The organism is Nocardia elegans NBRC 108235, from assembly GCF_001612845.1.
In the GTDB taxonomy this organism is placed as follows: domain Bacteria; phylum Actinomycetota; class Actinomycetes; order Mycobacteriales; family Mycobacteriaceae; genus Nocardia; species Nocardia nova.
This window is the reverse complement of the sequence record NZ_BDBF01000030.1, coordinates 40790-56023: the sequence shown is the minus strand read 5'-3', so window position 1 is coordinate 56023 and position 15234 is coordinate 40790. Positions and strand designations below refer to the sequence as shown.

At 67.8% G+C, this 15234-nt stretch carries 12 protein-coding genes; 5 read left to right on the top strand and 7 right to left on the bottom strand.

What is annotated here, in order from left to right; translation table 11 throughout:
- Positions 1–4: 4 nt before the first annotated feature.
- Both NE2_RS21405 and NE2_RS21400 read right to left on the bottom strand, forming a co-directional pair.
- Positions 5–832, bottom strand: a complete 828-nt coding sequence (locus tag NE2_RS21405) for a class I SAM-dependent methyltransferase (protein ID WP_063028798.1) — start codon at positions 830–832, stop codon at positions 5–7.
- A gap of 140 nt (positions 833–972) precedes the next feature.
- Positions 973–1941, bottom strand: a complete 969-nt coding sequence (locus tag NE2_RS21400) for an NAD(P)H-dependent flavin oxidoreductase (RefSeq protein WP_063028796.1) — start codon at positions 1939–1941, stop codon at positions 973–975.
- Between the two features lie 211 nt (positions 1942–2152).
- Here NE2_RS21400 and NE2_RS21395 point away from each other — a divergent pair, with 211 nt between their 5' ends.
- Complete coding sequence (locus tag NE2_RS21395) at positions 2153–2374, top strand: hypothetical protein (protein WP_063028794.1); 222 nt, start codon at positions 2153–2155, stop codon at positions 2372–2374.
- Positions 2374–3672, top strand: coding sequence for a hypothetical protein (locus tag NE2_RS21390; RefSeq protein WP_063028792.1), 1299 nt, complete (start codon positions 2374–2376; stop codon positions 3670–3672). Before NE2_RS21395 ends, NE2_RS21390 begins: the two co-directional genes overlap by 1 nt.
- 169 nt (positions 3673–3841) lie before the next feature.
- Here the strand turns inward: NE2_RS21390 and uvrA are convergent, their stop codons facing one another.
- Complete coding sequence (uvrA, locus tag NE2_RS21385; RefSeq protein WP_174553968.1) at positions 3842–6796, bottom strand: excinuclease ABC subunit UvrA; 2955 nt, start codon at positions 6794–6796, stop codon at positions 3842–3844.
- A 107-nt stretch (positions 6797–6903) separates the two neighbouring features.
- Positions 6904–8046, bottom strand: coding sequence for a beta-ketoacyl synthase N-terminal-like domain-containing protein (locus NE2_RS21380; protein ID WP_063028788.1), 1143 nt, complete (start codon positions 8044–8046; stop codon positions 6904–6906).
- A gap of 306 nt (positions 8047–8352) precedes the next feature.
- Between NE2_RS21380 and NE2_RS21375 the strand changes: the two genes are divergently transcribed.
- Positions 8353–9693, top strand: a complete 1341-nt coding sequence (locus NE2_RS21375) for a diguanylate cyclase domain-containing protein (RefSeq protein WP_307617866.1) — start codon at positions 8353–8355, stop codon at positions 9691–9693.
- A 221-nt stretch (positions 9694–9914) separates the two neighbouring features.
- The gene (locus NE2_RS21370; protein WP_063028784.1) at positions 9915–12293 is read left to right on the top strand and encodes a HelD family protein; all 2379 of its coding nucleotides are present in this window, start codon (positions 9915–9917) and stop codon (positions 12291–12293) included.
- Positions 12294–12320: 27 nt separating this feature from the next.
- Here NE2_RS21370 and NE2_RS21365 read toward each other — a convergent pair whose 3' ends face one another.
- The 3 genes from NE2_RS21365 to NE2_RS21355 form a co-directional block, all read right to left on the bottom strand.
- Complete coding sequence (locus tag NE2_RS21365) at positions 12321–12773, bottom strand: universal stress protein (RefSeq protein ID WP_063028782.1); 453 nt, start codon at positions 12771–12773, stop codon at positions 12321–12323.
- A 435-nt stretch (positions 12774–13208) separates the two neighbouring features.
- A complete protein-coding gene (locus NE2_RS21360; protein ID WP_063013048.1) occupies positions 13209–13625 on the bottom strand; it encodes a DoxX family protein in 417 nt (138 codons plus the stop codon).
- A 104-nt stretch (positions 13626–13729) separates the two neighbouring features.
- Positions 13730–14569, bottom strand: a complete 840-nt coding sequence (locus NE2_RS21355) for an AraC family transcriptional regulator (RefSeq protein ID WP_233429849.1) — start codon at positions 14567–14569, stop codon at positions 13730–13732.
- A gap of 142 nt (positions 14570–14711) precedes the next feature.
- Between NE2_RS21355 and NE2_RS21350 the strand changes: the two genes are divergently transcribed.
- Positions 14712–15182 (top strand): VOC family protein, encoded by a 471-nt coding sequence (locus NE2_RS21350; RefSeq protein WP_063028780.1) that lies wholly within the window; start codon positions 14712–14714, stop codon positions 15180–15182.
- The last annotated feature ends 52 nt before the right edge of the window (positions 15183–15234 follow it).

The window sequence follows — 15234 nt, the reverse complement described above, 5'->3', positions numbered from 1 at the left end:
GAACCTACGGTAGTGCGACGGTGGCGGTGACGAGCCGGGAGGCCGCGCGCAACCGGATCGGACCGTCGCCGGCGAACGGTGCGAGAGCGGCGGCGACGGCGGTCCGCACCTCGGTATCGGTGGCGAAGTCGTTGCGCAGCCGGTGATATCGCACGGGCCCCCAGCCCACGACGAATTCGGTGGCATCGTCGACATCCGCGCCCCAGACGCTGTCGGTGACGACGAGTTCGTTCGCGACATCGGCGAACCCCGCCGCGCCGAGCAGGTCGGCGGTGGCCTCGGGATCGGCGAAAGCGTTGAAGCCGTGCCCCACCTCGAATCCGGGCAAATGTGTTGCCGCCGCGGCGAATACGGCACTGACGTCGGAATCCGACATCGCCGGGACGGCGATCGCGAGCCGCCCGCCCGTCCCCAGCGCGCGGGCGATATTGGTGAACGCCGCCACCGGGTCGGCGAAGAACATGATGCCGAACCGGCTCACCGCCACATCGAAGGATCCGGGCGCGAACTCGAACACCTGCGCATCGCCTTGATGAAACGAAACATTGTGCACGCCTTCGGCTTCGGCGAGCGAGCGCGCCCGCGCTAGCATCGGCCCGGAGAGGTCGACTCCGGTCGCCGAGGCCGCCCGCCGGGCCGCCTCGCGCGTCAATTGACCGTTACCGCAGCCGATATCGAGGACCCGATCCCCTGCGGCGATACCGGCCGCCGCCAGCAACGGCTCGTTGATCCCCGAGTTCACCGCGTCGTAGCGGTCGGCGTTCCCGGCCCAGTGTTCACCCTCGTACCCGTTCCACGCCTCCGATTGGGCGGTGTTGACGATCGCGGCCATGGGAATCTCCTTCGAGTCATTATGAACGTCTGTTCATGAACGTGTGTTCATAGTGATGGACGCGCCACCCTGTGGTCAAGGTGCAGGCGAATTCCGGCCCTACCGCGAACGTCGCTACGACGGCGGCGCCGTTGTCGAACTCAGTCCTCGCGCACCGTGATTCGGCGCAGCGCGGCTTCGGTCTCGGCGGCGAGCACACCCACCAGTTCGGTGGCCGAAGCGATCGAGGTGATCCGGTCGACGGCCTGACCCGCCCAGACCGGAACGGCGGTGAGGTCGTTACGGGCGGCGGCTTCGCGGTACTCACGCAGGGCGGCTTCGTCGGTGCGCAGTTCCTCGTCGCGGCCGCGCCAGTGGTCGAGGAAGGTGTTGCGCAGGGTGCGGGCCGGATATTTCTCCGGCCACGGTGCGCCGCGTGCGATGTCGAGCGTCCAGTTCACCTCGGTATCGGCGCCGGCGGCGTCCACCAGAGCCTTGCCCAGTTCGGCGGGCACGAGAGCCTCGTGGGTCGCCTGGAAGCGGGTGCCCACCATCGCCCCGGCCGCGCCGAGCGCCAGCGCGGCCGCGATCGCACGGCCGTCGGCGATGCCACCGGCGGCGAGGACCGGCACCGCGCCGGCCAGATCGATGATCGTCGGCACGAACGACAGCGTCCCGATGCCCTGGGCCGCACAGTGACCACCGGCGTCGCTGCCCTGCGCCACCAGCACATCCGCGCCCGCGTCCAGCGCCCGCCGCGCCTCGTCGGCATCGGTGACCTGCACAATCAACACCGCACCCGCGTCCCGGACGGCGGCCGCGAGCGGCATCGGGTCACCGAAGGACAGCATCACCGCGGCTGGATCGAACGACAGCGCGTGGTCGAGCACGGCTCGGTCGATCGCCCAGCTCAGGAAGCCGACTCCCCATGGCGCGGTGGTGTTCTCGCGCACCAGTCGCAGTTCGCGTTCGACCCATTCCCGGTCGCCGCGACCACCACCGACGAGCCCCAGACCGCCCCCCTCGGAGACCGCGGCGGCCAGAGCCCCGCCCGCTTCGCCACCCATGGGCGCGGACACGATCGGGTGGCGGACGGAGAGGATGTCGGTGAATGCGGTCGGGATCGCCATGCCCCGATCGTCGCAGGTGTGCGCGGCAGACCTGACGGCGGCGTGCGGACCGGCCGGTCGTTGTCGTGCTCGAGCACTGGCCGCTTTTCGCGGTGACTTACCCCAACGCGGGCATTTTCGCCCTCGCCGCGCGGTAGCCGGCTTCTATGATTCGCCGGATGTCTTCATGGGTACGTTCCAGCGGAAGACGTGACGAATACCGGGGTGCAGCATGACCGCCAGAAGAGATCTGGACCACGAACTCGGCGGGCCGATCGCCGCCACGGATCTACTGACCGATCACGAGTGCGCGGACCTGTTGTTGCTGTTCACGCAGGCACGTCGTGAGGAGGCGCAGGCGCTGTCGCAGTCGGTGGACGCGATGATCAGCGCCCTGCCGCGGCCGCTGCGCGCGCCGGCGAAGAAGATCATGTTCGGGAACCTGCTGGACTGATGACGGATCCGGTAACCCGCGCCCAGCTCATCCTGCTCGCCCGCACGTTGCACGTTCCACCGGAACGACTCGCTCATCTGGAGCGCCTCGGCGCCCGGAATCTGCACGAACTGCAGCAGCGGATGGCCGCGATCGTCTTCGATCAGCATGCCGAAACCTTCAAGCGGATCAGCAGATTGGTGCCGATCATTCCGCTCGGCATCTCGATGCCGCTGGTACAGAAGCTGGTGCCGCCGGCGCTGACCGGGCGCGCGGCCGGCGCGGTGGGCGTCGATCACCCGAAGAAGGCCGCCGAAACCGTCGCACTGCTCGGCATCGGCTACGCGGCCGACTGTGCGCCGTATCTGGACCCGCGCACGGTCGGTGAACTGGCCGATATCGCGCCGCCGGAACCGATCATGCAGATCGTCAACGAGGTGCTGCGCCGGCGCGACTACATCACCGCGGGGCCGTTCCTCGGCTACGCGTCACCCCGACTGATCGAAGCCGTGGAGCGCGGCGTTCCCGACGACGAAGGCCTGATCTTCTCGGCGTCGTTCGCCTTCTCCACCAGCGCCCTGACCTCCGTGCTGCGCCAGTTGCTGAACGGCCCGGCGCGCCGGATGCCACGCATGATCCAGACCGTCCTGCACGGGTCACCGGAGTTGCGGCTGGCGGCGTTGTCGATCTTCGCGCGCTGCGATACCGATGTCGTCGCCGACGTGGGAGATATCGTGCTGGGCGTCGGGACGCCCGCTCTCCTGGGCAATCTGGTGACGACCGCGATCCACGGCCGGGCGGTGCGCCATATGGCCGTATTCGTCGACACCTTGCGCCCTCCCGCCCTGGCGGCGATGGCGAAACTGCCGATCTTCACCGATACCGCGGTGGCCGCCGCCCTGCTGCAGGGCCTGGAGGGTTGCTCCGATCCGGCGCCCTGGCGCGGGTTGTTCGCCCTGCTCGCACAGCTCGATCCCGCGATGCGGCCGGCGCTGGCCGATATGCTCGCCCAGCAGTCCGACGCCACCATCGCGGCGCTGCCCTCGCATGCCACCGAGGCCGATCTGTGGCCCGTCCTGCTGGAAATCATTGCGGCGGGCGATCATTCGGTCCAGGCGCGGATCGGCAGCCGCTGGGCGATGCTGCCGCCGGAACGCCGCGCGGGCGTGCAATGGCATCTGGACGAACGCAGCGAGGACCCGCGGCTGACCACGGTGGCCGGCGCGGTGGCTGCCAGTTCGGTCTCGGTGGAGGAGGTCTTCTTCCGGCGCCGGCAGCTAGGCCGCCGCCGCGGCGCCGACAGCTGGGATGCGGTCTGAACGAGCCCGGGCCCATTCGGCGCCGCAGATACCCATCGACGTCGTTGAGAGACGACAACATTCGCCTAGCTGATCGCGGACCCGGCGCGGTGGCACAAATACCACCCGTGCAGCGTCGACCGAGGCGCGGCGGACCCGCTGGAAACCCAGCGGGTCCGCCGCGCGATGCTCAGCCGACGGCAGCCGTCTTGCGACGCCCGGCGGGCTTCGCAGCCGCCGACTTGGTGGCCGTCGCCTTCTTGGTCTTCGTCGTCTTCGCCGGTGCGGCGGGCTTGTCGAGGACCTCGCGCAGGAACTGGCCGGTGTAGCTGTCGTCAACGGCCGCGACGTCTTCCGGGGTGCCCTGCGCTATCACGGTGCCACCGCCGGAGCCGCCCTCGGGACCCATGTCGATCACCCAGTCGGAGGTCTTGATGACGTCGAGGTTGTGCTCGATGACGATGACGGTGTTGCCCTTGTCGACCAATCCGTTGATCACCGCGAGCAGTTTGCGAATGTCCTCGAAGTGCAGGCCGGTGGTCGGCTCGTCGAGGATGTAGACCGTGCGCCCGGTCGAGCGCTTCTGCAGTTCGGCGGCCAGCTTCACGCGCTGCGCCTCACCACCGGACAGCGTCGGGGCACTCTGCCCCAGCCGCACATACCCCAGGCCGACATCGACCAGGGTCTTGAGGTATCGGTGGATCGAGGTGACCGGCTCGAAGAATTCGGCCGCCTCCTCGATCGACATGTCGAGCACCTCGGCGATGGTCTTGCCCTTGTAGTGCACCTCGAGGGTTTCCCGGTTGTACCGGGCGCCGTGGCACACCTCGCAGGGCACGTACACATCCGGCAGGAAGTTCATCTCGATCTTCAACGTGCCGTCACCGGAACAGGCCTCGCACCGGCCGCCCTTGACGTTGAAGGAGAACCGGCCCGGCTGATAGCCGCGCACCTTGGCCTCGGTGGTGGCCGCGAACAGGGTGCGGATCTTGTCGAAGACGCCGGTGTAGGTGGCCGGGTTCGAGCGCGGGGTGCGCCCGATCGGGGACTGGTCGACCTGCACCAGCTTGTCGAGGTGGTCGAGGCCGTTGATCCGGGTGTGCCGGCCGGGCACCTGCCGCGCGCCGTTGAGCTTGTTCGCCAGCACGGTCGCCAGGATGTCGTTGACCAAGGTCGACTTGCCGGAACCGGAGACGCCCGTGACCGAGGTCAGCACGCCGAGCGGGAAGGCCACATCGATGCCGCGCAGATTGTGCTCACTCGCGCCGACCACGGTGAGCTGCTTCTTCTTCGATACCGGCCGGCGTACCAGCGGCACCTCGATCACTTCGCGGCCCGAAAGATAGGCGCCGGTCAGCGAATTCGGATCCTCGAGCAGACCCGGGTACGGGCCGCTGTACACGACCTGTCCGCCGTGCTCACCGGCCAGTGGCCCGATGTCGACCACCCAATCCGAGGAGTGGATGGTGTCCTCGTCGTGTTCGACCACGATCAGCGTATTGCCGAGATTCCGCAGCCGCGTGAGGGTTTCGATCAGGCGCCGGTTGTCGCGCTGATGCAGGCCGATGGACGGCTCGTCGAGCACGTACAGCACGCCGACCAGTCCCGAACCGATCTGGGTCGCCAGCCGGATGCGCTGCGCCTCACCGCCGGACAACGTCGCCGCCGCCCGCGACAGCGTCAGATATTCCAAGCCCACGTCGAGCAGGAAGCCCAGCCGGGCCTGAATCTCCTTGAGTACCTGACCGGCGATCGCGGCCTCCCGCTCCCCCAACTCGAGCGAGTTCAGGAACCGCGAGCAGTCGCGAATCGAGAGATCACACACCTCGGCGATGGAACGGCGTCCGCCTTCGGCGTTGAGGGTGACGGCCAGGATCTCCGGGCGCAGCCGCGCACCGCTGCAGACCGGGCACGGCACATCGCGCATGTACCCGTCGTAGTGCTCCTTCATCTGCTCGGACTCGGTGCTCTCCAACCGCCGCTGCAGGAACGGCATCACGCCCTCGAAGTCGGCGTAGTAGGACCGCTTGCGGCCGTAGCGGTTGGTGTAGGACACGTGCACCTGATCGGAGCTGCCCTCGAGCACCGCCTTACGGGCCTTGAGCGGCAACGTATTCCACGGCGCGTCCATCGAGAAGCCGATCGCCTCGGACAGTCCGGACAGCAGCCGGTTGAAGTATTCGGCGGTCTGCCCGCGCGACCACGGGGCGATCGCGCCGTCGTTGAGGCTCAGTTCCGGGTCCGGCACCACCAGATCCGGATCGACCTCCTTGCGAATGCCGAGACCGGTGCAGTCCGGGCAGGCGCCGTACGGCGAGTTGAAGGAGAACGAACGAGGTTCCAGATCCTCGATATCCAGCGGATGACCGTTCGGGCAGGCCAGTTTCTCCGAGAACCGCCGCTCGCGGTCGTGGGCGTGTTCGTCGCGGTCGACGAAGTCCAGGACCACGATGCCGTCGGCCAGCCGCAGCGCCGTCTCGATCGAATCCGTCAGCCGCTGTTTGGAAGTCGGCTTGACGGCAAGCCGGTCGATCACGACCTCGATGTCGTGCTTCTCCTGCTTCTTCAGCTTCGGCGGCTCGGTGAGCGGATACACCACACCGTCGACCCGCACCCGGGAGTAACCCTGGGTGTTGAGCTGGTCGAACAGGTCCACGAATTCGCCCTTGCGGGTCCGCACCACCGGGGCCAGCACCTGGAAGCGGGTGCCGGGCTCCATCTCCAGCACCTGATCCACGATCTGCTGCGGGGTCTGCTTGGCGATCAGCTCGCCGCAGACCGGGCAGTGCGGGGTTCCGGCGCGGGCGTACAGCAGGCGCAGATAGTCGTAGACCTCGGTGATGGTGCCGACGGTCGAGCGCGGATTGCGGTTGGTCGACTTCTGGTCGATCGACACCGCCGGAGAGAGTCCCTCGATGAAATCCACATCGGGCTTGTCCATCTGCCCCAGGAACTGGCGGGCGTACGCCGACAGCGATTCGACGTAGCGTCGCTGGCCCTCGGCGAAGATGGTGTCGAAGGCGAGGCTGGATTTACCGGACCCGGACAGTCCGGTGAACACGATGAGGCTGTCGCGTGGCAGGTCGAGGTCCACTCCCTTCAGGTTGTGCTCCCGAGCTCCGCGCACGGTCAACAGATCCGCCACCGGCTGTCCCTTCTCCATCGAAATTCGGCGTCCAGAATCTCCCCAGACGCCATGCTAAGCACACCCACCGACAAGTTCGGCGACACGACCGCGAGCGGCCCCGGCTCTCACGCCGGGCCGAGCACCACCACGGAGTTGTGCCCGCCCATTCCGAGCGAGGTCTTCACCGTGAATCCGCCGTCGAACGGGGTGGGTCCGTCCAGCAGGCGAGGATGCGCCTCGGCCACGATCGGCGGCGCCACCACGACGCCGCGCTCGTACCCCAGCGCCGTCGCCGCGATCTCGACGCCGGCCGCCGCACCCATGCAATGTCCGGTCAGCGGCTTGATCGAATAGACCTGCGGGCGGTCGTCGAAGATCCGCGCCAGCACGGCCCGTTCGGCCACATCGCACTGCCGGGTTCCCGGTCCGTGGGCGTTGTAGTAGCTCACGTCCCCGGGGCGCACCCCGGCCCGGTCGAGGGCCTGGCGCGTACAGTCCAGTATCCGCTCCAGACCGGGGTCGACGGACACGACGTGATAAGCGTCATTGGTCATCGCCCCGCCCAGCATCGCGCAGTACGGCCGCTCCACCTGCCGGGAGACCACGAACGCCACCGACGCCTCGCCGAAGCTGAATCCCCGGCTGCCCTCCTGGAACGGCCGGCACGCCTCCAGCGGATCGGCGTCGATCACGGCTGCACCCATCTGCACGAAGTGGTGGACCATGTCGGGGCTCGCCGACAGGTCGGTGGTCACGCAGATCACGTCGTCGGCGAAACCCTGATCCAGCCACATCTGCGCGGTGATCAGCGCGACGTTGGCCGAACTGCAGGCCGCCGAGACATTCATCGAGGGACCGTGGAAGCCGAATTCCTGCATCAGCAGCGAGATCGGAGTCGATGGCAGCAGCCGCAGATAGTCGCGGGAGCGGCGGCTGCCGCCGTCGGCGAGATAGAAGTCCTCCCAGTCCCGGACGTCGCCGAGCACGATCGCGTGGATCACCCCGACCGTGCGGCCCGGACGCCAGCCACGTTCGGTCGCATCGGCGATCGCCTCGCGCGCGGCCTCCTGAACCGCCCGGGCGTAGCGGCTCGGGCTCAGCGACTCGTCGCCGCCGTCGGGTACCAGGGCGATCCAGGCGTATTCGTCGCGGTCGGCGCCGTAGCCGGGATAGAGCCCGGCGGCCGCCTTACCGGTGTGCAGACCGCGCCACAGCGTCTCCCTGCCCCAGCCGTAACCGCTGACGACGCCGATACCTGCGATCGGCATACGATCTTGATATTCTCGAGTTGACATCGGGGTTGTGTTAGGCATTCGCGCTCCTACACCCGGCCTGGGCAACTGCCTCCGGCGTAACACCCGGTCCGGCCCCCCGACCGGACCGAACCCGAACCCGACAGCGTACCCTCCGCCGATACCGCGGGAACGGGCACCTGTCATGATCACTCACAGGCCCGATAAGAACCTGAACTGTGACCGAACCAATACCGTCCGCGCTGTGATCCGCGGTACGTCACCATCAGAATGATCCCGTGCGCCAATTGACCTGAACAGACCATGATCAGGGGGTTACATGTGGTTGAGGCAGGTGAGAACCGGCCCGAGGCCGTGATGGACGCCGAACTGCTCGCCCAGCGGTACCGCACCCTGGTCGAGCACAGTCCCGATGGCGTCGTCGTGCACGAGGACGGCATCGTCGTGTACGCCAATCCGGCGATCGTGCGGCTGCTGGCCGCCCCCGGAATGGACGAGGTGGTCGGACATCCGGTCATCCAGTTCGTGGCGCATCGCGACGTGCCCGCGATGCTCGAGCGCATCGACCGGCTGCACCAGACCGGCGACGCGTCCGAGACAGCGGAAATGACCCTGATCCGCAGCGACGGCCAGGCGGTCGACGTCGAGACGGTCTCGGTGCTCACCGTCTGGCAGAACCGGCTCGCCTATCAGGTGGTGATCCACGACCTCACCGCTCAGCGCCGCGCCGAGGCCGCGCAGCGCCGGGCCGAACACCATTTCACGGCCGTGGTGTCGCAACTCGAGGAGGGTGTGGTCGTCATCGACCGCGAGGGCCGGATCGAATCGATCAACCCGGCGGCGCTGCGCATCTTCGGGCAGGAAGGCGACAATCTGGTCGGCCGCCGCATCGATTCGCTGCCGTTGGCGCTGCTCGACGCGAACGCCCAGCCGCTGGCCCCGAGCCATCACCCGGTGGCACGCACCCTCGCCACGGGAGAAACCATCTCCCGCTACGTGTTCGGCGTGGACCGCCCGGACGGGCAGCGGCGCTGGCTGTCGGGTTCGAGCCGGTTGCTCAACCCGGGCGCAGCCGACTCGCCTGCCGTCTCCTCGTTCAACGACGTCACCGAATTCCGTGCCAGCCGAAGGCAATTGGAATATCAGGCGACCCACGATCCGCTCACCGGACTGGCCAACCGATCGCTGGTGCTCTCGCGGCTGGCGACCGCGCTGGGCGTCGACGAACAGTCGCCGGTGTCGAACGTATTGTTCATCGACCTCGACGGATTCAAGGCCATCAACGACACCCTGGGCCACGCGATCGGCGATACCGTGCTGCAGATCGTGGCCCAGCGACTGCAGCGCGGCCTGCGCACCGACGATGTGGTCGGCCGGATCGGCGGCGACGAATTCCTGGTACTGCTGTCCGGCCGCACCCAGCCGGACGACCTGGACGGCCTGATCGCCCGGCTGCGCCAGACCATGGCCGAGCCGATCATCGCCCGCGGCCACCGCATCCACATCGAGGCATCGATCGGCGTCACCGCGCTGCGCCCGGGTGATCCGCGTACTCCCGAAGCGGTGCTGCACGACGCGGATCTGGCGATGTACCGTGCCAAACCGGCGACCTCCGAGAGCAACGCCCTGGGACGGCGGCCGAACAACACTCACGCCTCCTGAAAGATCCGCGATGATCCTCGAACACGCGCTGCTGCCCGTCCGGCCCGATCGCACGGCCGAGTTGAGGCGGCGTTCGACGCCCCGGTAGTGCAACATTTCACTACCGTCACGACGCGTTCACCTGCGACTACGGCGAGTCCGGCGAACCCGAACTAGACTCGACGATTCCGTTCTCTTCGCGCGCGGCCCGCTCGGCCCCTGTGGTGACAAGGAGTTCCGTTTTGCCCGACCGCCTCACCGAGGATCGCCCCGCCACCGCTCGCGCTGCCGAACTGGAGCGGGAGCAGAGCTATCTCACCCTGCTGTATCAGCGGCTCGACGGTATGCGGGAGTACGCGCAGCGCCGGTTGAAGACGGTGCTGCTCGAGACCGGCGGCACCCCGCAGGCTCGCAGCGAACGCGAATCGTTCACCCAGCTCTACTCCGAGGACCTCGCCAAATACGACGCCGCCGAGAACGGGCTGTGCTTCGGCCGGATCGATCTGGCCGCGGAGAACACCGGCGACGAGGGCGCCGAGGGCGAGTACCGCTACATCGGCCGCCTCGGCATCCTCGACGAGGACGACGACTACAACACCCTGCTGCTGGACTGGCGGGCCCCGCTGGCGCGCCCGTTCTACCTCGCCACCACCGCCGCCCCCGACGGCGTGACCCGGCGCCGGCACATCCGCTCACGCAACCGCAACGTGACCGGTATCAGCGACGAATACCTCGATCTGGACATGGCACGGCGGGCCGGCGCGATCGACTCCGACGACGGCGGCGTCGGCAGTGAGAGCGCCCTGCTCACCGCGTTGAACGCGGCGCGCACCGGCCACATGACCGATATCGTCGAGACGATTCAGAGCGAGCAGGACGCCATCATCCGCTCCGAACACCGCAGCGTGCTGGTGGTCCAGGGCGGTCCGGGTACCGGGAAGACCGCGGTCGCGTTGCATCGTGCGGCGTATCTGCTCTACACCTACCGCCAGCAGCTCGACAAGGCCGGCGTACTGATCATCGGCCCCAATTCCACCTTCCTCGACTACATCGGCCAGGTGCTGCCGTCGCTGGGCGAGACCGGCGTGCTGCTGTCCACGATCGGCAATCTGTATCCGGGAGTCGAAGCGACACTGGAGGATTCGCTGCGCGCGGGCGAACTCAAGGGTTCGCTCGACATGATCGATGTGCTGAAGAAGGCGGTGCGCGACCGGCAGGAGGTGCCGCGCGACCCGGTCCGCCTCGACTTCGACGGGTACGAGCTGACGCTGGATCGCAAGATCGCCACCCGTGCGCGCGGCCGGGCACGCTCCTCGCGCCGCCCGCACAACCTCGCCCGCCCGATCTTCGCCGCCTCGGTGGTCGACGCGCTGACCGACCAGCTGGCACAGATCATCGGCAAGGACCAGTTCGCCGACACCGTCGACGAGGCGGATGCCGCCGCGGGCCGGCGGCCGTCGAGTTCCGGGCGCAATCTGCTGAGCCAGGCCGACCTCACCGAGATTCGCGACGAGATGCGTGCCGACGCCGGCATTCAGCGCGCGATCGCGCAGTTGTGGCCGATCCTGACCCCGCAGCAGGTGCTCGCCGACCTGTGGGCCGAGCCGGAGCGGCTGGCGCATGCCGCGGACCGGCTCAGCGCCGAGGACCGCAAGGAGCTGTTCCGCGCGCTCGACCCGCAGCACGGGCCCGCTTTCGCGGCGGCGGACGCGCCGCTGCTCGACGAACTGGCGGAATTGCTGGGCATCGACGACGCGGAGGAGCGAGAACGCTCGCGGCGGCGGTGGCGCGCGCAGCTGGCCGAGGCGCAGGAGGCGCTCGACATCCTGACCGGTTCGGCGCCGCAGGATCTCGAAGACGATCTGGATCCGGAAATCCTCATGGCCTACGACTTGATCGACGCCGGACAGCTCGCCGAACGCCAGCATGTGCGCAACCGCCAGACGACCGCCGAGCGGGCTGCCGGCGATCGCAGCTGGACCTACGGACACGTGATCATCGACGAGGCGCAGGAACTGTCGGAGATGGCGTGGCGAATGGTGATGCGGCGCATCCCGAATCGCTGGGTGACGGTGGTCGGCGATGTCGCGCAGACCGGAGATCCGGCGGGCGCCTCGTCCTGGCAGCGCATGCTGGAACCCTATGTCGCACAGCGCTGGAAACTCACCGAGCTGACGGTCAACTATCGCACGCCCGCCGAGATCATGGCGGTGGCCGCCGATGTGCTGGCCGCGATCGACCCGGAGGCGACCATTCCCCGCTCCGTCCGGGAATCCGGCTATCCGCCGCGGGCCGTGCAGGTCGCGGCCGGCGGCTCGCTGGCCGCGGTCACCGAACTCGTCGACGCCGAGGCCGACAAGCCCGGAATCACCGCCGTGCTCGCCCCGCATGCGACGGTGAGCGAATTCGCCTCGCTGGCGGGCGATTCCGTGCAGGTGCTGACGGTGGCGGAGGTGAAGGGCCTGGAGTTCGACGCGGTCGTGCTGGTGGAGCCGCAGGCCATCCTGGACGAGTCGCCGCGCGGGCTCAACGATCTCTACGTGGCACTCACCCGTGCCACACAGCGATTATCGGTGGTCCACACCGGCACACTGCCCGAGGTCCTCGGCGCATTGCGCTGAGGCCCCGGGCGGCGGGTCGGGCGAACGTCAGCGGACGGTGTGCACGATCAGGACGTCGCTGCGCGACTTGCGCGCGACGTCGGAGGGCACCGAGCCGAGCAGGCGCCCGGCCAGGGTGTTGAGGCCGCGGTTACCGACCACCAGCAGATCGGCCTCCACCTCCTTGACCAGATTCAGCAGCGATTCGACGGGTTCGCCCACGACGGCGCGCTCCACGATGTTGGTCGCACCGGCGGCGACGGCCTTGTCCCGAGCGACCCGCAGGATCTCGTTGGTGGGGGCCGAGCCGCGCACCTGGTAGGCCTCGTCCTTGAGGACATCGGCCGCAGCGGCCACATCGCGGTCGTCGGTCGGGTAGTACGCGCATGCGACGTACAGGGTGGCGCCCGCGTCGCCGGCCAGCGCGGCAGCCTTCTCGACAGCGACATACGACGAATCCGAGCCATCGGTACCGACGACAATGGACCGGTAGGCGGTCATCTTTCCTCCAAACGTACAAGTGGGCGGATGCCTGCGCGCAATTCCGGAGCAGAAACCCGCGCGGGCAACTGCGCTAGACCATAACCGTTATCGCGCCGGAATCATCGACAATCGCAATACATCACATCGGTGCGCCTCGCGATCCCCACGCCACATTAGCCGCCCGGATGGCCGCACGACCCGTCCCACCAGCGCGGATCCCGACCGCGGACGCCTCTCGCTGCGATCGTCGTCGCAGTTACGAACCCGCTTGTGGCCCTGGGATTTTCGTCACAGAAGCGGTATTCCCCAATTGCGCCGACCGCGTTTGCCCGGGTGCACAACGACACCCGGGCGCGATGGTGAGAACTCACAATTCCCGGCGGCGGAACCGATTCCGGCGCTTACCGGATATGCGAGGCAATTAACGGAATGCCGAATGCGGCCGTTCCGCGATCATCCGAGGTGGAATAGCGGTCCGGTGATTGTGGCGCCGAGATCGTCGACATGAGCGAAGAAGGCGAACAGCATGAGCGCCGCACCGGCCAATGCCAGATCCTTGTTGAAATGAATCATCTCGCCCTGTTTGGCCTGAGCATCGGATTCCTTCCAGAAGGGATGCATGAGGAATGCGGTCGGCAACAGGAATACGAACAGCAGCAGTGAACCCAGATCGGCCCACACCCCGAGCAGCACGCTCGAGGCTCCGAGCAGCAGCACCACCCCCGAACCCAGCACCGCCTCCTTCGCCATCGGAACACCCTTGCTGCGGGCGTAACCGGTCATCGCATCGGCCTGGGTCAGATGCCCGATCGCCGAACTCGCGAACAATATGACGAACAGAATGCGCCCGATCAGCACCAGAACACTCATCGCCAACTCCTCTGTCGGGCCGGCAGCACCGCCGCCGGGCTGTAGTACAGCATTCAACTACTTATGTGTTCGGTTATTCCCGAAACCGGTTCGGCCGAAACGAATCAGCGATCCGGCGCCGAGTCCCGCGGTGAGGCGTGGTGTGACAGTAGCGATGCGCGCGCGTATTCCAGCGGCGCCATTCCGATCTCGTTCGAGAATTCGCGACTGAAATGGGCTTGATCGAAATAGCCGAGTTCCAGGGCCAGGGTCGCCAGATCGTCGGTGCGGCCCTGCGCCAGCAGTTGTGCACCGTCCTGAAGCCGGTAGCGGCGCAGCACCCACTTCGGTCCCGCTCCGACGTAGCGGCGGAAGAGGCGTTGCAGGGTGCGGATCGGGATGTCGAAACGGGCGGTGACCTGGTCGACGCGGGTCAGGTCCGGATCGGCTTCCATCGCGGCGATGATGCGCAGCACCAGGAGATAGTTGTCGTCGGGCGTGCGGCGGCGGGCGGCGCGGGCGAAGTAGGCGTCGACGATGTCGCGGCGTTCGTCGGCGCTGTCGGCCGCCAGCACGCGTTCGGTCAGGCCCGCGGCCTCCGGCAGCACCTCGGTCAGTTCGATCGCGGTATCGCGCAGGGCGCCCACATCGATCCCGGTGAAGGCGCCGAAGCCGCCGGGACGGAACTTCGCGGCGAAGGTCTCACCCTCCCCCACCAGTTCGCGGACGAATTTGCCGGTGGTCACACCGGTCACGAACCCGCCGGTGCGGGTGGCGGACCGCTCGAAGCTGACATTGACCGAGGGAAACGGCAGCACCTGCGCCTGATAGGGCGGCCGGCCGCGCAGATCCCAGGAGACCGACCAATACCATTCGACGAATTCGGCGGTGTGCGGACCGGCCGGCAAGCGGATCAGCCGGCGGTGGCGCTCCTGTTCCCGGGGATGCAGGATGCCCTTGGTCACTTCCGGCGGGGGTACCGGAACCGGTTGCAGCGCAGCGCTTTTCGCGCGTGCATCACCGGCCGGCACGGCGCGTCTCCCGCCGCGGACGAGACTGTCGCTTTCTTCCAAGATCTTCTCCCCGCGATGGCCGAGAGTTGTCTCTATGAGCAACGACGTCAATCCCATTCCCGAGGGTTATCACTCCATCAACTGTTTCCTGGCCGTACCCGACGGCAACAAGGCCATCGAGTTCTACTCCGCGGTCTTCGGCGCGAAGGTGCTCAGCCGCAACGACCTTCCCGACGGGCAACCGGCGCACGCCGAACTGGCGATCGGCGATTCCACCATCCAGATGGGTATGCCCATCCCCGATCACGGGGTGCGCGCACCCGAAGCGGGCTGGGTGCACACCAGCATCGTGCACTACTGCCCCGATGTCGACGCGGTCGTCGCCCGCGCCGCCGAACACGGCGCAGCCCGGGTCGAGGAGCCGCAGACGTTCGTCACCGGCGACCGCTACGGGCTGGTGATGGATCCGTTCGGACATCGCTGGGTGGTCATGACCCGGGTCGAGGACGTCTCGCGCGAGGAGGGCGAGCGCCGGGTCAACGAGTGGATGGCCACGCAGAGCTGAAGCGGGACGCGCGGGTGCCCCGGTCCGGCCGGGGCACCGCCGCATCCGCGGG

What these genes read in the sequence shown, in the direction of transcription:
- NE2_RS21365 (WP_063028782.1), bottom strand. Translation starts at nt 12,773, where the DNA reads ATGACCGCCTACCGGTCCATTGTCGTCGGTACCGATGGCTCGGATTCG.
- NE2_RS21405 (WP_063028798.1), bottom strand. Translation starts at nt 832, where the DNA reads ATGGCCGCGATCGTCAACACCGCCCAATCGGAGGCGTGGAACGGGTAC.
- NE2_RS21360 (WP_063013048.1), bottom strand. Translation starts at nt 13,625, where the DNA reads ATGAGTGTTCTGGTGCTGATCGGGCGCATTCTGTTCGTCATATTGTTC.
- NE2_RS21380 (WP_063028788.1), bottom strand. Translation starts at nt 8,046, where the DNA reads ATGCCGATCGCAGGTATCGGCGTCGTCAGCGGTTACGGCTGGGGCAGG.
- NE2_RS21395 (WP_063028794.1), top strand. Translation starts at nt 2,153, where the DNA reads ATGACCGCCAGAAGAGATCTGGACCACGAACTCGGCGGGCCGATCGCC.
- NE2_RS21390 (WP_063028792.1), top strand. Translation starts at nt 2,374, where the DNA reads ATGACGGATCCGGTAACCCGCGCCCAGCTCATCCTGCTCGCCCGCACG.
- NE2_RS21350 (WP_063028780.1), top strand. Translation starts at nt 14,712, where the DNA reads ATGAGCAACGACGTCAATCCCATTCCCGAGGGTTATCACTCCATCAAC.
- NE2_RS21400 (WP_063028796.1), bottom strand. Translation starts at nt 1,941, where the DNA reads ATGGCGATCCCGACCGCATTCACCGACATCCTCTCCGTCCGCCACCCG.